Below are 25,661 nucleotides of genomic sequence, written 5' to 3' on the forward strand. Positions count from 1 at the left end.
ACATGGCCAGCCTCCTCACCGTCGACACGCCGATCATGGACGGGCTGGCGATGATCCGCGCGTTGCGCAATCGCCCCGCCGGCGCGGGTGCGGGCGCGCCCGTCCTGTTCCTGACCACCGAGTCCGACACCGAAATCAGGGCTCGGGCCAAGGCCGCCGGCGCGACCGGTTGGCTCACCAAGCCCTTTGATCCCGAACAGCTGATCCGGGTCGTCAAGAAGGTCCTCGCCAAATGAGCGGTCAGAACCCCATCGAAGTCTTCCGTCAGGAAGCCCAGGATCTGCTCGAGGGGATCGAGCAGGGCTTGCTTGATCTGGCGCGCCGCCCCGGCGACCGGGACCTGGTCAATGCGGTGTTCCGCGGGCTCCACACGCTGAAGGGCTCCGGGGCCATGTTCGGCTTCGACGCCCTGGCCGCCTTCACCCACCATTGCGAGACCGCCTTCGACCGCGTCCGCAAGGGCGAGGTCGCCGCCACCTCCGAACTGGTCGGCGCCGTGCTGGCCTGCCAGGATCACATGCGCGCCCTGGCCGAGGGCCGTCCGGCTTCGGAAGCGACGGGCCAGACGCTGCTGGCCGACCTGCACAGGGTGGTGGAGAGCGCCGGCCAGGTCGAGCCCGCCGAGGCGTCCGCCGAGCCCGCCCCCCATGTCTGGCGCGTGAGGTTCAGCCTGCCGACCGACGCGCTGGTCAATGGCCTGCGCCCGCTGCCGCTGCTGGACGAACTGCGCGAGCTTGGCGACTGCCAGGTCGTGGCCGTGACCGACGCGGTCCCGACCTTGGAAGACCTGGCTCCCACCCAATGCCATCTGGCGTGGGACGTGACCTTGGTCACCAACCACGGCCGCGACGCGATCGAGGATGTCTTCATCTTCGTGATCGACGAGATGACGCTGGATATCCAGGAGGTCGGTTCGGCGCGGACCGAAGTCGCGGTCATGGAAGCCATCGACAGCGCCGCCGCGGCGCCGCGGTTCGTGATCGCCAACGATGCGGCGCCGGTCGTCGCCAGCGAGGGTCGGCAGGCCAAGGCCAGCGGCGACACCGTCCGCGTTCCGGCCGAGCGCCTGGACGAACTGATGGACCGGGTGGGCGAGCTGGTCATCGCCCAGTCGCGCCTCAAGCAACTGGCGAACTCCAGCAGTGACATCGCCCTGCGCGCCGCCGCCGAGGAAATTGAGCGCCTGGCCAGCGAGATGCGCGACACCATGATGGTCGTGCGCATGGTGCCGATCGCCCAGCTGTTCGGCCGCTTCCGGCGCCTGATCCACGACCTGGAGCGCGACACCGGCAAGCAGATCGAGCTGTCGACCGAAGGCGAGACCACCGAGCTGGACAAGACGGTGATCGAGCGCCTGGCCGATCCGCTGATCCACCTGATCCGCAACTCGGCGGACCACGGCCTGGAAGGCGCCGAGCAACGCGCCGCCGCCGGCAAGCCGACCGTGGGCAAGATCATGCTGGCCGCCCGCCAGTCCGGCGCCGAGGTGGTGATCACCATCACCGACGACGGCCGCGGCGTCGACCGCGCCCGCGTCCGCGCCAAGGCCGAGGAGAACGGCCTGATCCAGCCGGGTCAGACGCTGAGCGACAACGAGCTGCTGCAGCTGATCTTCGCCCCCGGCTTCTCGACCGCCGCGGCGATCACCAACCTGTCGGGCCGCGGCGTCGGCATGGACGTGGTCAAGAAGACCATCGAGGGCCTGCGCGGTTCAATCGAGATCGCCAGCACGCCCGGCGAGGGTTCGGTTGTGTCGCTGCGCATCCCGCTGACCCTGGCGATCATCGACGGCCTGCTGGTCCGCGTCGGCTCGGGCCGCTACGTCATTCCGCTGGCCACGGTCGAGGAATGCGTCGAGCTGACCCCGACCCAGGACCTGCGCTCCACGGGGCGCAGCCTGATCACGCTTCGCGACGAACTGGTGCCGTTCATCCGCCTGCGCGAGCAGTTCGCGACGGGAACCCCGCCCGATCCGCACCAGAAGATCGTCGTCGTCGCCACCGGCCAGGACCGGGTGGGCCTGGTCGTCGACCAGATCCTCGGCGACCACCAGACGGTCATCAAGCCGCTGTCCAGCTTCCACGCCGATGTCGGGGCCTTCTCGGGCGCGACCATCATGGGCGACGGCGGCGTCGCCCTCATCCTGGACATAGGCCACCTCGTGGCCTCCGGCCAACGCGCCGAGACGCAAATGCGGGCGGCGGGCTGATGGGAGAACCGACCATGATAGCTTCCGACGCGCCGATCGAGGCCCTGACCTTCGACCTGCAAGGCGAGACCTTCGCCCTCGAGGCGGGACTGGTGCAAGAGGTCCTGGACCTGCTGCCCGAGACGCCGGTTCCCGGCGCGCGGCCCTTCGTCGGCGCGGTGATCAACTTTCGCGGCCGGGTGATCCCGCTCGTCGATCTACGCCTGGCGTTCGACATGAGCGCCGGAGCCCCCACCATCGACAGCCGCATCGTCGTCATCAAATACGTTCTCGACGGCGAACAGGCCCTCATCGGCCTGCGCGCAGACAAGGTTCACGAGGTGACCACCATCACCCGCGACACCACCGAACAGGCTCCGCGCGTCGGCATGAGCTGGCGGCCTGATTTCATTCGACTGCTGGCGCGGAGAGGCGGCGATCTCATCGTCATCCCCGATCTCGAGCAGATCTTCGCGACCCGAGGCTAGTCCTTCGCGTCCATCACATAAATTTCCTCGCTCCAATGCTGGGCCGAACTAGGATTTTCTCCATGCGCGCAACTATTAAGATGAAACTGGCTGGCGCCTTCGCCACCGTCTTACTGATCTTGGCGCTCATGGGCGCCGTCGGCATCATGAAGATGAGCTCGATAAACGAGCAGTCGACGACGATTTCTGAGAACTGGATGCCGAGTATCGATGCGATTCACAGCATCAATACCGCCACGTCCGACTTGCGGGTTCAGCAATATGTCCACGTCGCTTCGACCGATCCGGTAGCGATGGCGAACGAGGACAAGGAAATCAGCGCGACGCTTGAGATGATCAAGCAAGACCGCGCACGATACGAAAAGCTGATTTCCTCCGACAAGGAAAGGGAGCTGTACGGCCAGTTTTCCGGAAAGTACGAACGGTATCTCCGCGACTCTGAGCGCATGCTCGCGCTGTCGCGCAACAATGAAAATGTCGCCGCTGTTCAGGCCTTGAACGACAACAAGGCGCTGTACGACGACATGTCGGCGGACCTGCTCAAGCTGGTCAATCTGAACATCGATGGCGGCGCGGCCGCCAGCGCCGAAGGCGACAAGGTGTTCGCCGACGCGCGGACCTTGTTCATCGGACTGGTGATCCTGGCGCTGGTCGTCGGCTCGATCGCGGCCCTGTGGATTTCCCGGACCGTCACCTTGGGCCTGCGCAAGGTTGGCGTGGCCATAGACGCGGTGGCGATCGGCGACCTGGAACAGGACGTCGTGGTGACGACCAACGATGAGATCAAGGATCTGGTCGACACGGTCAACCGGATGACGGCGAACCTGCGGATCACCGCGGCCCTCGCCGACAAGGTGGCCGATGGCGATCTGACCGTTCAACCCAAGCCGCTGTCCGAGAAGGACACCCTGGGCATCGCCCTGGAACGCATGGTCGACCGCTTGCGCGGCGTGGTCGCCGACGCGCTCTCGGCGTCGGACAATGTCTCAAGCGGCAGCCAGGAGCTCTCGGCCGCTTCGGAGCAGGTGTCGCAGGGCGCCACCGAGCAGGCGTCCGCCGCCGAACAGGCCTCGGCCTCGATGGAAGAGATGGCCGCCAACATCAAGCAGAACGCCGACAACGCCGCCCAGACCGAGAAGATCGCCCGACAGTCGGCCCAGGACGCCGAGGTGTCGGGCGACGCGGTCAACCGCGCCGTCGAGGCCATGCGCACCATCGCCGAGAAGATCAGCATCGTTCAGGAAATCGCCCGTCAGACCGACCTTCTGGCCCTGAACGCGGCGGTGGAAGCCGCCAGGGCCGGCGAGCACGGCCGCGGCTTCGCCGTCGTCGCCTCCGAAGTGCGCAAGCTGGCCGAGCGCTCGCAAGTCGCCGCCACCGAGATCGGCGCCGTGTCGTCCGACACGGTCAAGGCCGCCCAGTCGGCCGGCGAGATGCTGACCAGCCTGGTGCCGAACATCCGCAAGACCGCCGAACTGGTCTCGGAGATCAGCGCCGCCTGCCGCGAGCAGGATATCGGGGCCTCGCAGATCAACGAGGCGATCCAGCAACTGGACAAGGTCACCCAGCAGAACGCCTCGGCGTCCGAGCAGATGTCCGCCACCTCGGAAGAACTGGCCGCCCAGGCCGAGGAGCTGCAGACCTCGATCGCCTACTTCCGGATCGACAGCCGCGGCGTCGGCGTGTCGCCGTCCAAGCCTGTCTCCAAGCCGATTCAAGCCAAGCGCGCCGCTTCGCCCGCGCCGCGAAAGGCCCCGGCGGCGGCGCCCAAGCGTCAGGCCGTGGCGGCTCAACAAGCGCGCGCCTCGGGTTTCGCCCTCGACCTCACCCAGGGCGGGCCCGACGCGGCGGACGCCGATTTCCGCGAGTACGGCTGATGGGCAAGGCTTCCGACGGAGAATTCGTCACCCTGGGCCTCGGCGATGAGGTGTTCGCGGTCTCGGTCGCGCATGTGCGCGAGATCCTCGACTATCGGGCCCCTTTCGCCATCCCGGAGGGGCCTCCCTATCTGCTGGGCCTGACGGACGTGCGCGGGCGCGGGACGCCCACCATCGACCTGCGCCTGAAGCTGGGCCTGCCTCTGATCGAGACCACCCAGGCGACGCGCATCCTGGTGCTCGACGTGCCGCTGGACGACCGGGTCCTGTCGCTGGGCCTGGTCGCCGATCGGGTCATCGAGGTCGTCTCCTTCACGGCCGAACAGATCGAAACCTCGCCCGACATCGGCGTTCCCTGGCGCTCTGATTACATTCAGGGCGTCGTGCGTCGCGACAGCGCCACGGAGAAGGGGCGTTTCGTCGTGATCTTCGATCTCGCGCGCCTGCTGACCAGCCAGGACGCCGCCGCCTTCAGCCAAGCCGCCTGACCCAGCGCGAGGGGCGGTCCGGAAAGGACCGACCCTCGCCGCGCGGCGCGAAGCGCCGCAACCGGAGAAGCCCGTGTCTCTAGCCGTCGCCACGCAGGCCTCGCCTGCCGAAGAACAGCTGAGCGCCGAGAACTTTCAGCGCCTAGCCAAATTCATCCAGGACTACAGCGGCATCAAGATGCCGGCCCAAAAGCGCACCATGCTGGAGGGCCGTTTGCGCCGCCGCATGCGGACCATCCGGCTTGATGACGTCAACGCCTATTGCCACTACCTGTTCGAGGAAGACGGCATGGACAGCGAGGTCATCCATCTGATCGATGCGGTGACCACCAACAAGACCGAGTTCTTCCGCGAGCCGGCCCATTTCGACTTCATGGTCGCCAAGGCGCTGCCGGCCCTGGCCGCCAGGGGCAAGCGCGAGATCAAGATCTGGAGCGCGGCGTGCTCGACCGGCGCCGAGCCCTACACCATCGCCATGATCCTGGACGAGTTTTGCGCCAGCCAGCGCGGCGTCGACTACTCGATCCTGTGCACCGACATCTGCACCGAGGTGTTGAAGCAGGCGATCGCCGGGCGTTTCCCGGAGCAGATGATCGAGCCGGTTTCGATGCCGCGTCGCAAGCGGCACCTCATGCGCGCCAGGGAAGCCACGCGCAACGAGGTGCGGATCAAGCCGCACCTGCGCGGCAAGCTGGCCTTCGCCCGCCTGAACCTGATGGACGAGGCCTATCCGGTCGAGACCGGCATGGACATCATCTTCTGCCGCAACATCCTGATCTATTTCGACAAACCGACCCAGGCCCAGGTGCTGACCCGGCTGTGCGGCCATCTCGCGCCCGGCGGCTATCTGTTCCTGGGCCATTCGGAGTCGATCGTCGGCATCGATCTGCCGATCGTCCAGATCGCCAACACCGTCTTTCAGAAGCGGTAGAAGCCATGCGCCGCTCCGACAAGATTCGCGTTCTGATCATCGATGACTCGGCCACCGTGCGGCAGACGCTCGCGGCGGTCCTGGAGTCTGATCCGCAGATCGAGGTGATCGGGGTCGCTTCGGATCCGTTCGTGGCCGCCAAGCGGATTTCCGAGGAAATCCCCGACGTCATCACGCTGGATGTCGAGATGCCGCGCATGGACGGCATCACCTTCCTGCGCAAGTTGATGGCGCAAAGGCCGATCCCGGTGGTCATGTGTTCGTCCCTGACGGAGGCTGGGTCGGAAACCCTGCTCCAGGCCCTGGAGGCCGGGGCCGTCGACATCATCCTGAAGCCAAAGGTCGGGGTGGCTGATCACCTGACGGAATCCAGGATCCGCATCTGCGACGCGGTGAAGGCCGCGGCCGGCGCCAGACTGAAGGGCTCCAAGCGCCTGATCCCGCAACTGCCGCGGCCCCTTCACGAACCCGAAAAGAAGCTGACCGCGGACGCCATGCTGCCGCCCCCCAAAGGGGTCCAGGCGATGGCGCGCACCACCGAGAGCGTCGTGTGCGTCGGTGCGTCGACGGGCGGCACCGAGGCCTTGCGGGTGCTTTTGGAGGCGCTGCCGCCGGACTCGCCGGGTATGGTCATCGTCCAGCACATGCCCGAAAAGTTCACCGCCTCGTTCGCCAGGCGGCTGGACAGCCTGTGCGCGGTCGAGGTCAAGGAGGCCGAGGACGGCGACACCGTGCGCCGGGGCCGGGTGCTGATCGCGCCCGGCAACAAGCACACCCTGCTGGAGCGCAGCGGCGCCCGCTACTATGTCTCGGTCAAGGACGGCCCGCTGGTCTCACGCCACCGCCCGTCGGTGGATGTGCTGTTCCGCTCGGGCGCGCGCTCGGCGGGTTCCAACGCCGTGGGCGTGATCATGACCGGCATGGGCGACGACGGCGCGCGCGGTCTGGAAGAGATGAAGCAGGCCGGCGCCTACACGATCGCCCAGGACGAGGCGACCTCGGTGGTGTTTGGCATGCCCAAGGAAGCCATCGCGCGCGGGTGCGTGGATCGGATCGCGCCGCTGCCAAGCCTGGCCCCGGAGGTCTTGCGGGCGGCTAACAGATAGAGAATCGGAAAGAAGACGATCCGTCCGATCTGAACGACGGATTCGGGCTCCGGTGAAATCGCCGCTCCCGATCGGAAGCGGCCTCGGCTTCGTTCCCCAATCTGGTCGAAACGCTGAATCCCGCCGGCGAGGAGCAAAGGAGCGCGGTCATTGACTGACGAGGCCGCTCGCTTGGCCCGCGAAGTCCATGCTCAATGTGAGGAAAAACCTGGCGCGATCGACATTGCTTCGAGCTGAAGATCCTCGAAAACAATGTCTTGAATGGAGTCCTTGGTGGAGCCGAGGATGATCTAGGGATCTAACCAGGACGTCTCATTCCGTCCCAAAACATGTTTATCTTCATATAGTTGATCGATATTCCCGTTTCAGGTAATCTCACTTTGTCCCCTGAAATCCGCATCAAAAGTGTGGGGAAAACGAGGGGAAAATCGGAGGCTCCAGAACAGGGACTTCTAACTTGTCGCTTACAGCCCTGAAGGTGAAGAACGCGAAAGCCGGTCGCCATTGCGACGGGCGCGGCCTGTATCTCGATGTTCAGCCCAGTGGATCGCGGTCGTGGCTTTTCCGTATCCAGTTCCAGGGGGTGCGTCGCGATTTCGGCTTGGGCTCCGTGCGGGACGTTTGCCTCGCCGACGCGCGGATCGCGGCGGCCGAGATGCGTCGGAAAGTCAGGAGCGGGGGTGACCCAGCCGCCGAACGTCGAAGCGCTCGTCGGTCCGTTCCGTCGTTCGAGTCCGCTGCCCGCGCCTGTTACGAGACCTTGAAGGCGGGCTGGAAGGATAGCCGGCAGGGTATTTGGATCGCCAGCTTCGAGCGGCATGTTTTTCCAATGATCGGGTCTAAGCCCGTGGACACGGTCGATGCGCTCGTTGTTCGAGATGTTCTGGAGCCGATTTGGCTGACGGTGCCTGATACCGCCAATAAGGTGCTTCAGCGGATCAATGCGGTTCTCGACTTCGCGCACATCAAGGGCTGGATTAGTAATGAAGTTTCCCTGCGATCGGTCCGCAAGGGACTTCCGCGCCAGAATAACACTGGCTCGCACTATGCGGCGATGCCCTATCAGGATGTGCCAGCCTTCCTCCAAGCAGTTGCGGCGATGCCGCCAACCCTTGGTCGGGATGCTCTGCAACTGACCGTCTACACGGCTGTGCGCTCCAACGAGACGCGGTTTGCGGTCTGGAGTGAATTTGACCTCGACAAGGGCGTCTGGTCGATTCCGGCCGAGCGCATGAAGATGAAGGTGGCCCATGCCGTCCCGCTATCGAAGCCCGCCCTCGCCCTCCTACGGCGAATGCACGATGATCGGGTGGACGACGATGAACTCCTGTTCTCTCCAAATGGGGTCAAGCCCATCAGCGACATGACGATGTCCAAGGTGCTCCGCGACATGAAGATCGAGAACGTGACCGTTCACGGCTTCCGCAGCGCCTTCACCGACTGGTCGTCGGAGACGACTGATTTCCCCAAGGAGGTCGCCGACAAGGCGCTGGCGCACAAGATTCCAGATCGGGTCGAAGCCGCCTATCGCCGGACGGACTTTTTCGAAAAGCGACGCAAGCTGATGCAGGCTTGGGCTGACTATCTGGCCACGTCCCCAAAGACCAAGTCAAATTAGCTATCGGAGCTTGCGGCGATAATGCAGCAGCCCTGATTTCCGTGGCGCCTATCTTCCCCTTTCGTCCACGCGAAAACCGGCAGGGTCGTTGATCCAGCGATTGATAGAGGATTCATGCCATCCCGCGCCGTGGACGCTAATCGGTACCTGGCGAGGAAACGTGCCCTCACCGATCTTGCGGTAGAGAGTTCGATCGGCTCAGCCCCGTGCGCGCCAGCACGGTCTTGAGGCGAACGATGCGGTCGAGGTCGGCCATCGTTTCAAGCTCCACAGACTGGGATCTGAAGGCATTCGATGGGCCAGAATTGGATTGCTTGCCTCTGGCGGCAAGGCCTCGCGGGGCCAGATCGTACTCTGGGAAACAAAGACAGGCCCTAGGCGCCTCTAGCGAAGGTGAAACCGTACCTCCATGACGCCGGCTGCGTACTCCAATGAGGTTGGGCGGGGTTCGCTGCGGCGCTACCGCCCTACTTCTTAAGCCGAACACCAGGGCCTGCAGTTTCATCGGCCATCTGGAAGATCACGCCCGCTGCCTCAAGTGCGCGGCGCACAGCCTCGACGTTATCGACAGAACTACGACCCGGCCCGACCGCACTTTCCATCCGCCGGATTGTCGGCAGCGATAGGCCTGCGGCCTCCGCAAGCTTTGGGCCATTCCAATCCACTAGGGCTCGCGCGGCCCGAATTTGAGCGGCCGTCAGCATGTCGTTTTATTATTAGTAAAGCGCACGATATTTTTCGCTTGCCGAATAGCGTCGTTGGTGATACTAAAGGAGTAATGCACATTCAGGACTAGATGTCATGGACTCGCGCCTTCAGGCGGAGAGTGCGGACGTGCGCGCGCGCCGACCATCCCGGCGCTTCGTGCTCGCTGGCGGCTCCGCAGCACCCTTTGTCACTGGCGCCGCCGCCGGTGATACCGACCCTGAGGTCGCGAGGTGCGCTAGCTGGCTCGCCATCGACGCTGAACAGCGCCGCCTCCAACTTGAATGGGGCATGCTGGAAGGCTGGCTGATCACCCATCGCAGCTGGTACAAACTCGCGCCCGCCCAGCAGGCCGAAATCCGCGAAGGCACCAGGCTCGCCGAAATCGACGCACGGCTCAATGTGCTGGAGGTCGAGGGACACGCCCTCCTCAAGGCCATGCGGCCGAGGCCAGCCAAAAGCGTCGAGGCCGTCATCGCCAACCTGTCAGTGGCGGCGCGCCTGATCTTCGTGGAGGATCATCCCGAGGCACACGGTTTGATCACCCGCGCGGTCCGCGACCTCGCCGCCTTCTCCGGTGGAAAGTGACCCGCCGCGTTCCCCGGCGACGCGACGGCACCGACCGCACTCTTGCGGCAACGTTTCTCCGTAACGCCGCTGGCTTCCACCAAGGCGCCAAGGCGGTGCTGACGCGACACCACGAAGGCGCCCGCTACTTCCTGGCCATCGCCATCGAACTGGCGCTGAAAGCGTACCTGCTCGACCGAGGGATCAGCGACGACTGGAACCGCGTCTACCTCCGGCACGACCTCGTCAAGGTGCTCCGGTTTGCACGACGCGCCGGCTTTACCGACGCTCCCGCCAAGCTGCCCGAACTAGCCGCGCTTCTCAGCCCTTACTATAGCGTCCACGCCATCTCAGAGATGTCGCCGCAAGCCATCGGATCGGTCTGCTGGGCGGAGGCTTGCGAAACTGTCGGCGCGCTCATCGGCACCGTCGTCGAGGCTGCCGGGGCGGATGGTCGTCGAGAAGGCGCAGCGTGATGGCCCGCCTTCGCCTGCCTTGGCCCTCTGTCGTCAGCCAGTGGTGGCGCTGGCGACATCCTAGCCTCTGGCGGGGCCGGACCTTCGATCCTCACAACAGCCAGCAGGTCATGTCCTATGCGGTCTTGCGGCTTCGCCAGGAGACGCGAGACGTTTTCCTGCTCAACCACATCAAGGCGCTCGACTACGCGCTGATCGCGCGTCACCTCGGTTTGTCTGTCGCCGATGTCCAGGCTCGGCTCGCCGAGGCGCTCTTCGAGATCTCGCGCACGGTTGATCTGATCGAGCGCGCCCGTCCTCAATCCAAACTGTCCAGAGCGGAGCATCCTAATGTCTGACGACAAGGGGCCATTCGCCGTGTCCCGGCGTGTCGTGATTGGCGCCGCCAGCGCCGCACCTGTCGCTGCCGGCGCGGGCGGCGGCGCACTCGCGGACCCGGCCGTGACCCGCTGCGCCGAGTGGCTGCGCTTGACGCTGAGATCGACCGTCTAGGCCTGCGCTGGTCGGACTTGGAGACCATCTTGGTCCGGCAGAAGCGATGGGAACGAATGACGCCCGAGGAACGCGGGGAGCTACTGCCTTCCGAGGAGATGGCCGCCATCGACAAGCAGATGGAACCGCTGTTCGAGAAGCGGGAGGCGTGGCTGGAGGCTCTACCCACTTTGCGCGCCACCGACATCTACGGCGTCGTCGCCAAGCTGGAAGTGGCGCTGCGCGTCATGGTTCACCAGCAGGGCGACGGCTATGATCTCTTCAAGGCGACGATGGAGGAGCTACGCACCGCGCGCTGCACAAACTGCGGGCGCCCGTTTGCAAGCGCTAGCCGCGCCTCCTCCGGCAACCGCCTTGCCCACCACAACCTGCGAGAGCCAGGACGGGAACGGTCGGTGCTCGCCCTGGAGCGCTTGGAGAGCGTCTGCCGGGCGGGCTGGTGCGGGTCAAGGGCGGCTTCGCCGTCGCTCCGCGAGACGCCCGCAGGGCGTCCCCTTGACGCGCACCAGCCCGTCCGGCCCTTGTTCCACCAAGCGATCCAGGGCGTCTTGTCTCCAAGCGAAGATGGTCGGTGGCCGCGTGCTCGGTGGCCGGCCGGATAGGCCCAGCCAAGCGGACCCGTCAGCGTACGCGCTTGAAGCGAACACGGTCCTTGCCGGCGATGAGGAAGGCGTCGTAGCCAGCGTCGCCCCACGCCTTACGCTGCACCTGGCTGGTGTATGGATCGGTGGTGTTGGCCCACCACTGTTGTCGGGCTGCGCTTTTGGGGAGCATGGCGCCGAGGATGCGCTCGATCTCGGCGAAGGTCAGTTCGAGTTCGTCTTGACGCTGGCGACGCAGATGACCCGACAGGGGATCGTATGTGGACGGCCCCCTCCCTGCAAGACGACTGAGAACATGATCTGATCGCTTGCGTTCGTATGTCCGGCCTGTTGGTGCGCTCGGTAGAACGCTGGCCAAGATGGGCTCCGCGACAAGGTGCTCAAACGTACTTGCGGCCTCTTCGGGCCAAGATCCTCTTTTGAGCCGCTCCCTGTCAGGGATCGATCGATCACGCCATCTCCTCGTTCTTGCAAGTTCAGGCACCAGATCAACCAGGTCGCTTTGAAATTTGGCGCACCAGGTCGACGGATCTTCTAGGCGGCAGCCGACGCTACAGCTGGCGCGGCCTCCCTCACGTATCGATCGCCGCTGATCATCAGTTTCCAGGCTATGCGAGCGATCTTGTTGGCCATTGCCACGGCCGCCAGCTTCGGCGGCTTGCGTTGGAGCAGTTCAACCACCCAGCGAGGGGCGCCGCGGATTTGTCCTGCACGCACTTGCCGCAATAGGGCGGTGGCGCCGGACACGAGATTGGCCCTGAGCATTTCATCGCCGGCGCGCGTGATGGCGCCTGGCCTCGCCTTTCCAGCGGTCGAGTGATCTCTCGGTGTAAGTCCGATCCAAGCGGCGAACTGCCGGCCGGAGGCGAATAGCTGAGGCGCTGGCGTTTTCATTTGGAGCAGCGCCGCTCCGATGGGACCCACGCCAGGAATCTCCGCCAGGCGTCGGCTACATTCGTTGGCGCGATGCCATGCCTTCAATTTGGCCTCGAGTGCTTCCAGCTTTTCCTGCAGAGCCGCGTACTGCTGGGCCTGCAGGGCGAACAAGTCACGCGCCAGTTCCGGGATGCCCGGATCGCCCGCAACTCGGTCTAGGAGCGGTTCGATTTTGCACATGCCTCTTGGCGTGATGAGGCCGAACTCGGCAGCATAGCCGCGAATTGCGTTGGCCAGCTGGGTTCGCATTCTGACCAGCTGCTGCCTGACGCCAACGAGCATCAGCGAGGCCTGCTGTTCCGAGCTCTTCACCGGCACGAAGCGCATTGTCGGGCGGCTCATTGCCTCGCAGATCGCTTCGGCGTCGGCAGCGTCGTTCTTCCCGCGCTTGACGTACGGCCGCACCAGCAACGGGGCGATCAGTCTGACCTCATGCCCCAGCGAACCCAGTAGCCTTGCCTGTGTTTCGGCTTGCAAAAATGACCCCCATCTCGGGGATATCGGCGTCCAAAAATGACCCCCTGTCCTTGAGGCTTTGATGGCCAGATCGGCGGCTTGTGTAGCCGCGGATCGAGACGGGGATGTTGGTAGTGGAGACGGTGGCGAAGATCCGGCGCGAGCACTTCGCGCGGGGCAAGGGCGTCAAGACGATCGCGCGGGAGATGGGCCTGGCGCGCAACACGGTGCGCAAGATCCTGCGGTCGGGTGATACGGCGCCGGAGTACGAGCGGCGCGAGCAGCCGCACCCGAAGCTAGGTCCGTTCATCGAGCGGCTGGAGGCGCTGCTGGAGGCCAATGCGTCAGGGGCGCGCAAGGATCGGCTGACGCTGATGCGGATCACCGATCTGCTCAGCCGGGAGGGCTATGACGGCGGTTACGACGCGGTGCGGCGCTATGCAGGACGCTGGTCGGTCCAACGCCGGGGCGTGAGCTCTCCGGTTGAGGCCTTCGTGCCGTTGAGCTTTGCGCCGGGCGACGCCTACCAGTTCGACTGGAGCCACGAGCAGGTCGAGATCGGCGGCACGCCGCTGACGGTGAAGGTGGCGCACGTGCGGCTCTGCCATAGCCGCCGGTTCTACATCCGAGCCTATCCGCGCGAGACCCAGGAGATGGTGTTCGATGCTCACGCCCGGGCCTTCCAGGCGTTCGGGGGCGTCACGCGGCGAGGCATCTACGACAACATGAAGACCGCCGTTGAAGCGGTGTTCACCGGCAAGACCCGCCGCTTCAACCGGCGCTTCGAGCAGATGTGCTCGCACTACCTGATCGAGCCGGTGGCCTGCACGCCGGCCTCGGGCTGGGAGAAGGGCCAGGTGGAGAACCAGGTCGGCTACGCCCGTGACAACATCTTCAAGCCGCGCCTGCGCTTCCATAGCCTGGAGGAGCTCAACGGCTGGCTGGAGGCCGAGTGCGTGCGCCGGGCGCGCAATGATCGCCATCCCGAGCACCGAGACCGCGTTGTCTGGGACGTCTACGAGGCTGAGCGGCCGTTCCTAGCGCCCTTCGCCGGCCCTTTTGACGGCTTCCACCAGATCGAGGCCGTCGCCCAGGCCACCTGCCTGATCACCTTCGACCGCAACCGCTACTCGGTGCAGGCCAAGGCCGCGCGTCGGGCCGTCCAGATCCGCGCCTACGCCGACCGGATCCTGGTGCTGTGCGACGGCGAGGTGGTGGCCGATCACCCGCGCGGCTTTGGCCGTGACCACACCGTCTATGATCCCTGGCACTATCTGCCCGTCCTGGCCCGCAAGCCCGGAGCGCTGCGCAACGGCGCGCCTTTCCAGGAATGGGCGCTGCCGCCCGCCTTCAATCGGCTGCGCAAGCGGCTGGGCTCGGGCGACGAGGCCGATCGGCGCTTCGTACGGGTGCTGGCGGCGGTGCTGGACGATGGGCTCGACGCTGTCGACCAGGCCGTCCAGGAGGCGCTCGACGCCGGCGTCGCCAGCGACGAGGTAATCCTCAACATCCTGGCCCGCCGGCGCGAACCGCCCCGCCCCGAGGCGATCACCACTTCCCAGGCTCTGGCCCTGAGCCATCCGCCCATCGCCGACTGCGCGCGCTACGACCTGCTGCGAGGCTCCCGTGCAGCGGCATGAGATGATCCAGGCCCTGGGCGAGCTGGGCCTCAAGGGCATGGCCGGCGCCTTCGACGACGCCGTCACCACGGGCCTGCAGCGCAAGCGCACCGCCATGGAGATCCTGGCCGATCTGGTGAAGGCCGAGGCTGCCCATCGTCAGGCCGCCTCCATCCGATATCGGATCACCGCCGCCAAGCTGCCGGCGATGAAGGACCTGGCGCGCTTCAACTTCGAGGGCTCGCCCATCAACGAGAGCCTCGTGCGCGCCCTGCATGGCGGCTCATTCCTGGCCGATCACCGCAACATCGTCCTGATCGGCGGAACGGGCACCGGCAAGACCCACCTGGCCATCGCCATCACCGCCAATGTGGTGCGGGCCGGGGCGCGCGGGCGCTACTTCAACACCGTCGATCTGGTGAACCGGCTCGAGGAGGAAGCCCGCCAGGGCCGCTCCGGCGCTCTGGCCGCCCAGCTCTCGCGCCTGGATCTCGTCGTCCTCGACGAGCTGGGCTATCTGCCCTTCGCCCAGTCCGGCGGCCAGCGCCTTTTCCATCTGATCAGCAAGCTCTACGAGCGCACCTCGGTGATCATCACCACCAACCTGACCTTCGGCGAATGGCCCACCGTCTTCGGCGACGCCAAGATGACCACGGCGCTCCTCGACCGCCTGACCCATCACTGCGACATCGTCGAGACCGGAAACGACAGCTGGCGTCTCAAGACCAGGGCTTGATCCACAATCTATTCAACCTCCCCCAGACCCCCTCCGGGCAGCTGAATCTCACGCGGCTCACCCGGCGGCGACGCGCTGCGCTAGCTGATGGCTACGCGCCTCGCCGCCAGCCCAGGACAACCAACAGAGGGGTCAATTTTGGACGCCGATAGGGGGTCAATTTTCAACGCCGTTTGACAGCCTTGCCCAATGGTGCGAGGCTCCGCAGGCTTCCAGCGCAACAACCGTGGGCGCGAGGGCCTTGAAGAATGGGGCCAGGTCGCTGCGCCGGAGCTTCTTCTTCAGCACGGTCTGCTCAGCGCCGTTCACGCCGTGAAGTTGGAAGACGTGCTTTGAGGTATCCAAGCCGATGCGGGCGATTTTCTCCATGGACGGTCTCCTTTTGCTAGAGGTTGGCGACAACCTCGGTCCAGCATTTCGATGCCGTGCAGGGGCCGTCCACCCCAACGTACTTGGACATTCCCGCAGCATCGCCGATTGATCCGGACACGTCGAATCCACACGCGACTAGCGCGAGTGGAGAACGACCTTGAAAAGCCACGCTTCGAGGCGTTTCTGCGCCGCAAGCACTTTCCGGGATCGTCGGCGTTGCCGGCGAACCGACCATGGAGCCTTTCGTGACCGATACGCCTGAAGCCCGCACGCCGAATGTCGTCGATATCCATGTCGGAGGCCGCGTGCGCATGCGCCGCAAGATGCTTGGCGTCAGCCAGGAAACGCTCGCCGATGCGCTGGGGCTCACCTTTCAGCAGATCCAGAAGTACGAGCGCGGCGCCAACCGCATCAGCGCCAGCAAGCTCTACGACATTGCCAAGACGCTCCAGGTCCCGGTGTCGTTCTTCTTCGACGGTCTGGCTGACCCGATGACCAATGAGGTCGACGAAGTTGGCGCCGCTGCCGAGCGCGTCGTCACCGAGTTCCTTAACACGCCCGAAGGCCTGGAACTGGCCGAAACGTTCCCAAAGATCGGTCGGGGCCGGGTCCGTCGTCAGGTCCTCGATCTCGTCCGCGCCATGGCCGACGAAGGCGCCGACAAGGCCTGACGATCTCTCAGCAGGTGTCTGACGTGGAGCGAGCCTCCGCCTCGAACGCCCGCTTTCCGCCGCGCCGCCAGAGCGCCAGGGTGTGCTCGGCGTCGTCGGCCTTCAACATGGTCGCCAGGAACGTGAAGGCCCCGTAGAGCGCGGCGCGATCATCGCGGGTCAGTTCGACGAGGCCGGACTTCTGAACCAGGCCGCCCAGCTCGATCAGGTGGCGGGTGCGCTCGCGCCGTTTCAGCACCCACGCCCGCGTATCGAGCCTGGCTCGCTGCGCCTCCAAGCGATGGCGTGCGGCCCCGGCCCGGCGCTCGGCGTCATTGCTGGCCGCCAGCGCTTGGCGGAGCGCCATCCTTCCCGCCGCGAAAGAATCCGGCGCCACGCTTCCTCCAACCTTCCTTGCGAGCGGCGTTCCCAGCATCGGCCAAATCGAGAAGCCCGCCCGCCAGGGTGTCGATATCGAGGGCGTCGGCGCCCGTGGCGATCACCAGCTCGCCAAGCTGCCGAACCTTACGATCCTTCAGGGTCTTGGCCTTGTCTTCGAGGCTCTTCAGTTCAGCGTCGAAGTCTCGTGGTTTGCGCATCCCAAGTCTCCAGATTTCGATGATACGCTGATCGTAGAACAGGGCGTCCGGAAATGCTGTAACGTCGCCGGAACACATTGGGACGGTCCGGTCCCTCCCGAGATTTTAATCTTGGAGGGCGCGCTTATACGTCGTGCCGACGTGCGCTTGAGGGCGTAAGTGGTCTGTCGCCATGGCGATCTACCACTTCAGCGTCAAAGTCATCAGCCGCGCCACCGGGGCCAGCGCCGTGGCCTCGGCCGCCTATCGCTCCGCCAGCCGGCTGCACGACGAGCGGTTGGATCGCGACCACGACTTCACCAACAAGAGCGGTGTCGTCCACTCGGAGATCATGCTGCCGGACGGCGCCCCCGAGCAGCTCTCCGACCGCGCCACGCTGTGGAACGCGGTCGAGGCCGGCGAAAAGCGCAAGGACGCCCAGCTCTCCCGAGAGGTCGAGTTCGCCATTCCGCGCGAGATGGACCAGGCGCAGGGGATCGACCTGGCCCGTGATTTCGTGCAGCGCGAGATGGTCGATCGCGGCATGGTCGCCGATCTCAATGTGCATTGGGACATCGGCCCTGACGGTCTAGCCAAGCCCCACGCACACGTCATGCTTACCATGCGCGAGGTGGGTGAGGATGGCTTCGGCGCCAAGGTCCGCGACTGGAACCGCACCGAACTGGTGGAGCACTGGCGTGAGGCCTGGGCCGACCACGTCAACGAGCGGTTGGCGCAGCTCGACATCGACGCGCGGATCGATCACCGCAGCCTGGAAGACCAAGGCATCGACCTGGAGCCGCAGCATAAGATCGGCCCGGCCGCCGAACGCATGGCCGGCGAAGGCGTCGAGACCGAGCGGCTGGAAGATCATCACCGCATCGCCCGTGAGAATGGCGACAAGATCATCGCCAATCCGCGCATCGCGCTGGACGCCATCACCCACCAGCAGGCGACCTTCACCCGCTACGATCTGGCGAAGTTCATCCACCGACATTCGGACGGCAAGGAGCAGTTCGATCGGGCCATGGGCGCAGTGCAGGCCTCGCCCGATTTCGTTGCGCTGGGCCAGGACGGGCGCGGGCAGGATCGGTTCACCAGCCGGGAGATGATCGCCGTCGAAAACCGGCTGCATCGCGCCGGCGAATTGATGGCGCAGCGTCGGGCGCACGGCGTCAGCGACCTCGAGCAGCGTCGCGCATTGGCGCGCGCCGCGCAGCGCGGTCTTGTCCTCTCCGGCGAACAGAAGGCAGCCTTCCAGCACGTCACCGAGGGCCGGGACCTTGGCGTCATCGTCGGCTACGCCGGCACGGGCAAGTCGGCGCTCCTGGGCGTGGCGCGGGAGGCTTGGGAGGACGCCGGCCATCGCGTTCAGGGCCTAGCCTTGTCGGGCATCGCCGCTGAGAACCTGGAGGGCGGATCGGGCATCGCGTCTCGCACCATCGCCAGTCTGGAGCATCAGTGGAGTCAGGGCCGGGAGCTGCTGGACGCCAGCGACGTGCTGGTGATCGACGAGGCTGGCATGATCGGCTCGCGGCAGATGGAGCGCCTGCTGTCGGCCGCCACGAGCGCTGGGGCCAAGGTGGTGCTGGTCGGCGATCCCGAGCAGCTCCAGGCGATCGAGGCAGGGGCGGCGTTTCGGTCGATCGCCGAGCGTCATAGCCACGTCGAGATCACCCAGGTTCGTCGCCAGAATGAGGACTGGCAGCGCGACGCCACGCGGCATCTGGCGACCGGCCGGACTGGCGAGGCGCTGGCGGCTTATGAGACGCGCGGCATGGTCCACGGCGCCGAGACCCGCGACCAGGCGCGCGACGATCTTGTCGAGCGCTGGGACCGTGAGCGCGTGGCCGAGCCGCGCAAAAGCCGGATCATCCTCACCCACACCAACGACGAAGTGCGCGAGCTCAATCTGACGGCTCGCGAGCGACTGCGTGAGGCCGGGACCTTGGGCGAGGATGTGACGGTCAAGGCCGAGCGCGGCGACCGCGCGTTCGCGACTGGCGATCGGCTGATGTTCTTGAAGAACGATCGCGGGCTGGGCGTGAAGAATGGCATGCTCGGCGAGATCGAGCAGGTCTCGCCCACCCAAATGACCGTGCGGCTCGACGCAGGGCGATCGGTCGTCTTCGACCTGAAGGACTACGCCCAGGTCGATCACGGTTATGCCGCCACCATCCACAAGAGCCAGGGCGTCACGGTTGATCGGACCCATGTGCTGGCGACGCCGGGCATGGATCGTCACGGCGCCTACGTCGCCCTCTCGCGGCACCGCGACAGCGTGCAGATCCACTACGGCCGCGACGAGTTCGAGGATCTGGGCAAGCTGACCCTCCTCCTGTCGCGCGAGCGAGCCAAGGACATGGCCAGCGACTTCGCCGAGCGGCGCGACATCCACGTGCCAGCGTCGATAAGGACGAAAGACCCGCCGCAGCGCCAGCGCGGGATGTTCGATGGGTTCAAGCCCGCCAGCCCGACGCGGCAGCCGGTGGCGCCGGCACGGGAGGTCGGCCAGTTCGACCAGCACCGCGTGATCGAGCGTCACGCCCGCGCCGCGGTCGACGTCATGCGGATGAACGACCGCGGCCTGCCGGTGCTCGCTCACCAGCGGCGGGCGCTCGAAGAGGCGCGCGAGGCGCTGAGCAAGATCGGCCCGCACGCGGCCAAGGATCTGGAACGGGCCTACATGCGAAAGCCGGATCTGGCCAACGAGGCGGCGTCGGGACGGACGCAACGGGCGATCAGGGTCCTTCAGCTTGAGGCGGAGGTTCGGTCCGATCCGAGCCTGCGGGCCGATCGCTTCGTCCAGCGCTGGCAGGGCCTGGAACGGCAGCGCACCGCTTTGCACCGCGAGGGCGACATGAGCGGCGCCCGGCAGGTCAAGGAAAGCATGGGCGCCATGGCCAAGAGCCTGGAGCGCGACCCGCAGGTGGAGTCGCTGCTGCGCGGGCGGCGGGCCGAGCTTGGCCTGCCTTCGAACATGGGACGCAGCGTCGGGCAGGGGCTGTCGGAATACCTCGGCATTGGCCGTGGGCGCGGGCTTGGCATCTAGGAGATGAACGATGGAGCAGGATGTTGCCTTGGCGATCTCGCCCAGCGTGTCGCAGGATAAACGCTACCTGCGCCTCACTGAACTTCGACCTCTTCATGGTCGCTCCTCGCTCCGTGGCCCATGCCGCAAAACGAGAAAATTCTAGCTCAAACCGGTCCAGTTTTTCAGGAGCAGGTCACAGGAAGTCCATAGCCCAGACGTCGTTGGGCCGGGAGGCCGGTTGACGGTCCTCACGCAGCTTGGCTTTGACCTTGCGCTTGGGTGTCTTGTTGCGCCGCCGCCGCCTCCGTCGTGGTTGTCCTGGGTCTGCCCTGCGCGCTTTACGTCTCGGCTTCGCCTCGGCGCCTTTCGAATGTCCTTAAGGGAGAATTTGAGCCGGCCAGACCCCTAAATAACTTCCCTATTCGTTACCGTTATCCTACAAGCTCAACACCTCCTCCCCGAGGGCACCGCAGTCGCCGCCCCGCCGCTCCGCGGCGTGAGCGGCGACTGCGGCGCAGCGACTCGGCGCGCCCTGACACGCGCCATGATCTTCACGAGCACGGACGGATCATGACCACCGCTTCGCCCGCCAATCGATTTTCCGCGGTCGGCCCTGAAGCTCGACCGCCCGCAAACGCCCTAACCGCCATTCCAGGAGCATAAGATGGTCAACAAGCATGAGATCGAAGGCCAGTGGAAGATCATCTCGGGCCGCATTCACCAACTCTGGTCGGAGGCTTTCAATAGCAAGGAAGGCGCGATCAAGGGCGAGCTCACCGAAATCGCCGGCCTCCTGCAGCGCGAGTTCGGCCTGACGCTCGACGAGGCGAAAAAACAACTCGACCGTTGGCGCGCGGACGCTCAGCCCAAGGCCTTGATCGAAGCGCAGTGGCTGCGCTTCAACGATGTCCTGCAGGATCGCTGGACCGACCTTCGCGTCCGCTTGCAAGACGGCCGCGCCAAGGCGGAAGATTTGCGCGAGGTGGTCGAGGCGAACACCGGGGATCTGATCACCGATTTGCAGGCGCGCTACCAAATCAGCAAGGAAGAGGCCGCCGCTCAAGTCCAGGCGTGGCTCGACGAAGCACGCCGCTGGATCGAAGCCAACCGCCCCTCAAAGTCCTGACCCCGATCTGTGCTTCTCTCATCCAGACAGGAAAACCCAGTGCCTCGCTTTGGCTTAATCAGCGCTCGCCTTTCGCTGGGCGCGCTCGCTCTCCTCGCCATCACTAGCGGAGCGGCGCGGGCCCAGCCCCCCTCACCGGCCGATCTTGCCGCGCGCCGGTCGCTCTGCGCCCAGTCGGTGAGCTTGTCAGGCCTGGAAAGCGACATGGACAAGCAGATCAACCAAGCGGTCGAGGAAACCTATGATCGGCTCATCGCCGTGTCGCCTCCGGGCGACGCGGCGGTGACGGCCTATCGGGACGCCCTGTCGGGCGCTCTCCTGGCCGCCAAGGCTCCGGTCATCGACAAGCTGGTCGAAGCCTGCGCCCTGACCTTCACCAAGGTCGAACTGGAAGATATCAATCGCTTTTATGTCAGCTCGTCGGGCAAGGCGTGGCTCGAAAAAGGCCGGGTGATCATGCTGCCGGTGCTCGAAAAGGCGGTGGACGACGTGGCCCCGCAAGTCGCCGCCGATGTGGAGCGGCGGTTTTGCGCCAAGATCGATTGCACGCCGGCCAAGGCATCGCCGCCATCGCCTCGAAAAGATCGAACACTCTAGCGGCAGGCTGCAAGGGACCATCCGCGCGATCGGAGCTCGATCCCCGATCGCGGGGGATACTCAAGGAGATCAATCATGACGCCCATCCAAGGCCGGTTCGCCGGCAAGACCGTCATTGTCACGGGCGCGGGAGCTGGGATCGGCTGGGCCACCGCCTCCCGGCTTTTGGAGGAAGGGGCGCGCGTCATCGCCAGCGACGTGGCCGAAGGCCGGCTGGCGGCTTTGACGGCCGCCACGTCCTCAAGCGCGCTCGTGACGATCGCCGGAGACATCTCCCGTGAAGAAACCGTGCAGCGCGTCCTCGCCGCGTGCGAGGCGCGCGTTGATGGGCTGGCCAATGTCGCGGGCGTCATGGACGGCTTCCTGCCCGCGGCGGAAGTCGATGATGCGACCTGGGAGCGGGTTTTCGCCGTCAATGTCACGGCCGTCATGCGACTGACCCGAGCCGCCCTTCCGGTGATGCTCGTCGCCGGTGGCGGCACCATCGTCAATGTCGCCTCCGAGGCCTCGCTCCGCGGCTCGGCGGCGGGCGTGGCCTACACCGCGTCCAAACATGCCCTGGTAGGGTTCACCAAGAGCACCGCCTTCATGTACGGGCCCAAGGGGGTGAGGGTAAACGCTATCGCGCCGGGGCCCGTGCGGACCTCGATCAACGGCGCCAGTCGGTCTGACCATGGATGGTCGCGGATCGCTCCGCTTCTGGAGGCCCAAGCGCCGCCCGTGGCGGAGCCAGGCTCGCTGGCCGCCAATATTCTCTGGCTGTTGAGCGACGAGGCCGAAAACATCAATGGCGTCGTCCTGCCTTCGGACGGGGGCTGGGCGGCCGGCTAGACTCTTCGCCATAAGGCAAATTGCTATGTCAGCGCGCGTTCTGCCCCCTGGCCGACGGCGGCGCTTGCGGGCCGTCTGGCCAAGCCGAGCTCACGCCGCGCCCTATGGGACAGGCCGGCTCCCGACTTCGACGGCCAAGGTGTCGCTGATCGGATGACCGTCGTTGGAGATCAGGACGGCGATCCAGCGCAGGCTCTCGAACTGCGCCAACTGCAGCATCAGAGCCAAGGTCAGCGGAATGGCCAGGAAGGCGCCTGGAATGCCCCAAAGAACGCTCCACACCCCGACAGTCAAGAGTCCGATGGTCGGGTCGATATTCTGGCTGGCGGCCTGCATCTTGGGCAGGACGAGATTGCCGACCAGGAATGAGACAGCCTGTATCCCCAAGAAGATGGCGAGCGCCGGCCACACTGTGGGAAACTGCAGCAATGCGAATAGGGCTGGCGCGAGGCTGCCGACGCCAACGCCCAGCACCGGTATGTAGGAGAGCATAAAGAGCGCCAAGGTCCAGAATAGCGCATTGTCCAGGCCCGCCAGCGCCATGATCGCCCCCGAGGCGGCGGCGATCATCAGGCCGGTTACCGTCTGGATCCAGACATAGGTCTCGACACCCTTTACCGTTCGTTCCAACACCGAGGGCATTCCCGTTGGGCGTCGGAAGCTGGCGATGATCTGCATCTTGTTTCGGATCAGATGTCGTGAGGTGAGGATAAAGATCAGGAACAGGACCGTCAGCAGCATCCCCGAAACCGCGCCTTGCAGGCTGCTCAGGACCCTGGCGGCGAGGGAGGGCAGATCCAGGCCGGACGCCAGGCTCGTCAAGCTCACCCCCTCCAGCTTCACCAACTGGCCGGCCCGCTCGAACAGGGCGTTGAGACGAACCGCCAACTGCGGCAGTTGACCGGCCAACTCGGCCGCGCCGCTGACAACGACGACGACGCCGACCATGAGCAAGCCGGCGACGACCGCGCTGGCCAGCACCATGACCGTCAACCGGCCGGCCGAGGGCCAGGCGTGAACGATCACCCTGACCAGGGCGTTTATCAGGACCGCCAACACGAAAGCCATGGCCAGCGGCCACAACAAGGCCCTGAAGACATAGAGCAGCGCCAGGGCCGCCGCTACGCCGGTGACATTGAGGGCGACCGGCAAGGGGGCGACTTTCATGCGTGCTCCAAACGGTAAGGCGGCCGGTCGATGCGTGTGCTCGGCCGACGACGCTGGCGATATCCCTCGCTCCTTAAGGGATAATCAGGAGGGCGTCGGGACCTAAATAACTTCCCTAACCATTACCGTTACCTTACAGGTGCGGGAGCGACGTCAGCTAGAAAGTTGAGGGCGCCGCCGGGTCGTCATCAACGGATGCAAGGATGGGCGCGGTCCGCTCGCGGTCGCGCTCCAAGGTAACCGATCAGGAGTTTGGTCATGACCGCCGCCCTCGCCCCCCTGCCGCCCCCAGACCCCCTCGAACGGTATCGCCGAGATGCTCGACCGGGCCGCCACGGCGACCCTGGCCCAAACGTTCCACGGCCTTTCGCCAGCGACGATGATGCAGTCCTTCTCGGATTGGGCGATGCATCTGGCGCTAGCGCCGGGCAAGCAGATGCAACTGGCGGCCAAGGCTGGGCGCAAGTACGCGCGCCTTGGCGACTATGCGCTGCGGTCCGCAAGCGAACCGACCGCCACGCCCGCGATCGACCCCCTGCCCCAGGATCATCGGTTCGACGATCCCGCCTGGAAGCAGGCTCCGTTCAACCTCCTGGCTCAGGGCTTTCTGCTAAACCAGCAATGGTGGCATGCCGCGACCACCGGCGTGGCGGGCGTCAGCCGCCACCATCAGGACGTCGTCCAGTTCACGACCCGGCAAATCCTGGATGTCTTCGCCCCGACCAACAGCCCCCTCACCAATCCCGTACTGCAGAAGCGGATCATCGAGTCTGGAGGCCAATGCCTGATCGAAGGCGGCAAGCACCTGCTCGAAGACATGCAGCGGATGGTTCGGGGGGAGCCTCCTGTAGGGACCGAAGCCTTCGGCGTCGGCGAGGTGCTGGCGACGACGCCCGGCAAGGTCGTCTATCGCAACGACCTGATCGAACTGATCCAATACGAGCCCAGCACCAAGCTGGTGAGACCCCAGCCGGTGCTGATCACGCCGGCCTGGATCATGAAGTACTACATCCTCGACCTGCGGCCGGAGAACTCGCTGGTCCGCTGGCTGGTGGGCCAAGGCTATACGGTGTTCATGGTCTCCTGGCGCAATCCCGGAAGCGAGGATCGCAACCTCGACATGGAGACCTATCGCCGTCTGGGACCGATGGCGGCGCTCGACGCCGTCTGCGCCATCACCGGGGCGAGCGCCGTTCACGGCGTCGGCTATTGCCTTGGCGGCACCCTGCTGTCGATCGCGGCGGCGGCGATGGCGCGCGACGGCGACGAGCGCCTGGCTAGCCTGACCCTGCTGGCCGCCCAGACCGAATTTAGCGAACCGGGCGAGCTTGGCCTGTTCATCGACGAGGCCCAGCTCAATTTGCTCGAGAACATGATGTGGACCCGGGGCTATCTGGACAGTTCGCAGATGGGCGGCGCCTTCCAGATCCTGCGTTCCAACGACCTGCTCTGGTCTCGGGTGCTGAGCACCTACCTGATGGGCGAGCGCGAGCCGATGTCGGATCTGATGGCCTGGAACGCCGATGGCACGCGCATGCCCTACGCCATGCACAGCCAGTATCTGCGCCATCTGTTTCTGGAAGACGACCTGGCCGAGGGCCACTACAAGGTCGGTGGCCGAAGCATCTCGCTGTCGGCCTTGCGCGGGCCGATGTTCGTGGTTGGCACCGAGCGCGATCACGTCGCCCCCTGGCGGTCGGTCCATAAGATTCACGGCCTGTGCGGCGCCGAGATCTGCTTCGCGCTGACCAGCGGCGGACACAATGCCGGGATCGTCTCCGAGCCGGGCCACGCCCACCGTTCGTACCGGTTGCTGACCCGCGAAGCCGGGGGACCAGCCCTTGATCCGGACGAATGGACCGCTCGGGCGCCGGTTCAGGAGGGCTCGTGGTGGACCGCCTGGGGCGCGTGGCTGGACGAACACTCCGGCGCCCCGGTCTCGCCCCCGCCAATGGGCGCGGCGGACAAGGGCTACGCCCCGCTGGAAGACGCTCCAGGCCAGTACGTCTTGGAACACTGAT

At 65.5% G+C, this 25,661-nt stretch carries 25 protein-coding genes and 2 pseudogenes; 20 read left to right on the plus strand and 7 right to left on the minus strand.

Features of this window, described 5'->3' with window-relative positions:
• Positions 1 to 2 precede the first annotated feature (2 nt).
• The 8 genes from ACHMW8_RS06800 to ACHMW8_RS06835 all read left to right on the plus strand — a co-directional run bounded on the left by ACHMW8_RS06800 (position 3) and on the right by ACHMW8_RS06835 (position 8,696).
• Positions 3 to 236, plus strand: a complete 234-nt coding sequence (locus ACHMW8_RS06800; protein WP_395445102.1) for a response regulator — start codon at positions 3 to 5, stop codon at positions 234 to 236.
• Entirely contained in the window at positions 233 to 2,209 is a 1,977-nt protein-coding gene (locus tag ACHMW8_RS06805) for a chemotaxis protein CheA (RefSeq protein WP_395445103.1), read from the plus strand. Before ACHMW8_RS06800 ends, ACHMW8_RS06805 begins: the two co-directional genes overlap by 4 nt.
• A 14-nt stretch (positions 2,210 to 2,223) precedes the next feature.
• Entirely contained in the window at positions 2,224 to 2,676 is a 453-nt protein-coding gene (locus ACHMW8_RS06810; RefSeq protein WP_395445104.1) for a chemotaxis protein CheW, read from the plus strand.
• 62 nt (positions 2,677 to 2,738) lie between these two features.
• Positions 2,739 to 4,553 carry a methyl-accepting chemotaxis protein gene (locus tag ACHMW8_RS06815; protein ID WP_395445105.1) on the plus strand — a complete coding sequence of 605 codons (1,815 nt, stop codon included), beginning with the start codon at positions 2,739 to 2,741 and terminating at the stop codon, positions 4,551 to 4,553.
• The gene (locus ACHMW8_RS06820; protein WP_395445106.1) at positions 4,553 to 5,041 is read left to right on the plus strand and encodes a chemotaxis protein CheW; all 489 of its coding nucleotides are present in this window, start codon (positions 4,553 to 4,555) and stop codon (positions 5,039 to 5,041) included. The genes ACHMW8_RS06815 and ACHMW8_RS06820 overlap by 1 nt, the downstream gene beginning before the upstream one ends.
• 73 nt (positions 5,042 to 5,114) lie before the next feature.
• A complete protein-coding gene (locus ACHMW8_RS06825) occupies positions 5,115 to 5,972 on the plus strand; it encodes a CheR family methyltransferase (protein ID WP_395445107.1) in 858 nt (285 codons plus the stop codon).
• Positions 5,973 to 5,977: 5 nt separating this feature from the next.
• A complete protein-coding gene (locus ACHMW8_RS06830) occupies positions 5,978 to 7,078 on the plus strand; it encodes a chemotaxis response regulator protein-glutamate methylesterase (protein WP_395445108.1) in 1,101 nt (366 codons plus the stop codon).
• Positions 7,079 to 7,535: 457 nt separating this feature from the next.
• The gene (locus tag ACHMW8_RS06835; RefSeq protein WP_324110065.1) at positions 7,536 to 8,696 is read left to right on the plus strand and encodes an integrase arm-type DNA-binding domain-containing protein; all 1,161 of its coding nucleotides are present in this window, start codon (positions 7,536 to 7,538) and stop codon (positions 8,694 to 8,696) included.
• 48 nt (positions 8,697 to 8,744) lie between these two features.
• Here ACHMW8_RS06835 and ACHMW8_RS06840 read toward each other — a convergent pair whose 3' ends face one another.
• On the minus strand, positions 8,745 to 8,870 hold the full coding sequence (locus tag ACHMW8_RS06840; RefSeq protein ID WP_395445914.1) for an AlpA family phage regulatory protein: 126 nt from the start codon (positions 8,868 to 8,870) through the stop codon (positions 8,745 to 8,747).
• Positions 8,871 to 9,497: 627 nt separating this feature from the next.
• On the opposite strand from ACHMW8_RS06840, the gene ACHMW8_RS06845 reads away from it, so the two are divergent.
• The 4 genes from ACHMW8_RS06845 (at position 9,498) to ACHMW8_RS06860 (ending at position 11,538) form a co-directional block, all read left to right on the plus strand.
• Positions 9,498 to 9,989, plus strand: coding sequence for a hypothetical protein (locus ACHMW8_RS06845; RefSeq protein ID WP_395445109.1), 492 nt, complete (start codon positions 9,498 to 9,500; stop codon positions 9,987 to 9,989).
• Positions 9,986 to 10,444: a hypothetical protein gene (locus ACHMW8_RS06850; RefSeq protein WP_395445110.1), complete on the plus strand. Its 459-nt coding sequence runs from the start codon at positions 9,986 to 9,988 to the stop codon at positions 10,442 to 10,444. The genes ACHMW8_RS06845 and ACHMW8_RS06850 overlap by 4 nt, the downstream gene beginning before the upstream one ends.
• A gap of 110 nt (positions 10,445 to 10,554) precedes the next feature.
• Positions 10,555 to 10,782: a sigma factor-like helix-turn-helix DNA-binding protein gene (locus tag ACHMW8_RS06855; RefSeq protein WP_395445111.1), complete on the plus strand. Its 228-nt coding sequence runs from the start codon at positions 10,555 to 10,557 to the stop codon at positions 10,780 to 10,782.
• Positions 10,783 to 10,965: 183 nt separating this feature from the next.
• Positions 10,966 to 11,538 (plus strand): hypothetical protein, encoded by a 573-nt coding sequence (locus ACHMW8_RS06860; RefSeq protein ID WP_395445112.1) that lies wholly within the window; start codon positions 10,966 to 10,968, stop codon positions 11,536 to 11,538.
• A 19-nt stretch (positions 11,539 to 11,557) separates the two neighbouring features.
• On the opposite strand, the gene ACHMW8_RS06865 is transcribed toward ACHMW8_RS06860, so the two are convergent.
• Together ACHMW8_RS06865 and ACHMW8_RS06870 are read right to left on the minus strand one after the other, a co-directional pair.
• A complete protein-coding gene (locus tag ACHMW8_RS06865) occupies positions 11,558 to 11,896 on the minus strand; it encodes a hypothetical protein (protein WP_395445113.1) in 339 nt (112 codons plus the stop codon).
• Between the two features lie 176 nt (positions 11,897 to 12,072).
• Positions 12,073 to 12,933 (minus strand): annotated as a pseudogene (locus ACHMW8_RS06870) (IS110 family transposase); the annotation flags it as partial.
• 122 nt (positions 12,934 to 13,055) lie between these two features.
• Between ACHMW8_RS06870 and istA the strand changes: the two are divergent.
• Positions 13,056 to 14,570: an IS21 family transposase gene (gene istA / locus ACHMW8_RS06875; RefSeq protein ID WP_395444915.1), complete on the plus strand. Its 1,515-nt coding sequence runs from the start codon at positions 13,056 to 13,058 to the stop codon at positions 14,568 to 14,570.
• Positions 14,557 to 15,285: an IS21-like element helper ATPase IstB gene (gene istB, locus ACHMW8_RS06880; RefSeq protein ID WP_395444914.1), complete on the plus strand. Its 729-nt coding sequence runs from the start codon at positions 14,557 to 14,559 to the stop codon at positions 15,283 to 15,285. Before istA ends, istB begins: the two co-directional genes overlap by 14 nt.
• Positions 15,286 to 15,462: 177 nt before the next feature.
• On the opposite strand, the pseudogene ACHMW8_RS06885 reads toward istB, so the two are convergent.
• Positions 15,463 to 15,654, minus strand: a pseudogene (locus ACHMW8_RS06885) (IS110 family transposase); the annotation flags it as partial.
• 236 nt (positions 15,655 to 15,890) lie between these two features.
• Here ACHMW8_RS06885 and ACHMW8_RS06890 point away from each other — a divergent pair.
• A complete protein-coding gene (locus tag ACHMW8_RS06890) occupies positions 15,891 to 16,328 on the plus strand; it encodes a helix-turn-helix domain-containing protein (RefSeq protein WP_395445114.1) in 438 nt (145 codons plus the stop codon).
• A 7-nt stretch (positions 16,329 to 16,335) separates the two neighbouring features.
• Here the strand turns inward: ACHMW8_RS06890 and ACHMW8_RS06895 are convergent, their stop codons facing one another.
• On the minus strand, positions 16,336 to 16,674 hold the full coding sequence (locus tag ACHMW8_RS06895; protein ID WP_082769443.1) for a conjugal transfer protein TraD: 339 nt from the start codon (positions 16,672 to 16,674) through the stop codon (positions 16,336 to 16,338).
• Entirely contained in the window at positions 16,640 to 16,906 is a 267-nt protein-coding gene (locus tag ACHMW8_RS06900; protein WP_066684308.1) for a conjugal transfer protein TraD, read from the minus strand. Before ACHMW8_RS06900 ends, ACHMW8_RS06895 begins: the two co-directional genes overlap by 35 nt.
• Positions 16,907 to 17,078: 172 nt before the next feature.
• On the opposite strand from ACHMW8_RS06900, the gene traA reads away from it, so the two are divergent.
• The 4 genes from traA to ACHMW8_RS06920 all read left to right on the plus strand — a co-directional run bounded on the left by traA (position 17,079) and on the right by ACHMW8_RS06920 (position 22,473).
• The gene (gene traA, locus ACHMW8_RS06905) at positions 17,079 to 19,937 is read left to right on the plus strand and encodes a Ti-type conjugative transfer relaxase TraA (RefSeq protein ID WP_395445115.1); all 2,859 of its coding nucleotides are present in this window, start codon (positions 17,079 to 17,081) and stop codon (positions 19,935 to 19,937) included.
• 646 nt (positions 19,938 to 20,583) lie between these two features.
• Complete coding sequence (locus ACHMW8_RS06910; RefSeq protein ID WP_066684314.1) at positions 20,584 to 21,045, plus strand: hypothetical protein; 462 nt, start codon at positions 20,584 to 20,586, stop codon at positions 21,043 to 21,045.
• A 204-nt stretch (positions 21,046 to 21,249) separates the two neighbouring features.
• Positions 21,250 to 21,642, plus strand: coding sequence for a DUF2059 domain-containing protein (locus ACHMW8_RS06915; RefSeq protein ID WP_066684316.1), 393 nt, complete (start codon positions 21,250 to 21,252; stop codon positions 21,640 to 21,642).
• Between the two features lie 75 nt (positions 21,643 to 21,717).
• Positions 21,718 to 22,473, plus strand: a complete 756-nt coding sequence (locus ACHMW8_RS06920; RefSeq protein WP_066684318.1) for an SDR family NAD(P)-dependent oxidoreductase — start codon at positions 21,718 to 21,720, stop codon at positions 22,471 to 22,473.
• A gap of 102 nt (positions 22,474 to 22,575) precedes the next feature.
• Here ACHMW8_RS06920 and ACHMW8_RS06925 read toward each other — a convergent pair whose 3' ends face one another.
• Entirely contained in the window at positions 22,576 to 23,640 is a 1,065-nt protein-coding gene (locus ACHMW8_RS06925) for an AI-2E family transporter (protein ID WP_066684320.1), read from the minus strand.
• A gap of 316 nt (positions 23,641 to 23,956) precedes the next feature.
• On the opposite strand from ACHMW8_RS06925, the gene ACHMW8_RS06930 reads away from it, so the two are divergent.
• Positions 23,957 to 25,660 carry a PHA/PHB synthase family protein gene (locus tag ACHMW8_RS06930; protein WP_395445116.1) on the plus strand — a complete coding sequence of 568 codons (1,704 nt, stop codon included), beginning with the start codon at positions 23,957 to 23,959 and terminating at the stop codon, positions 25,658 to 25,660.
• Position 25,661: the final 1 nt, after the last annotated feature.

Origin of the sequence: Caulobacter sp. UC70_42 (genome assembly GCF_044056025.1) — a bacterium.
Taxonomy (GTDB): domain Bacteria; phylum Pseudomonadota; class Alphaproteobacteria; order Caulobacterales; family Caulobacteraceae; genus Caulobacter.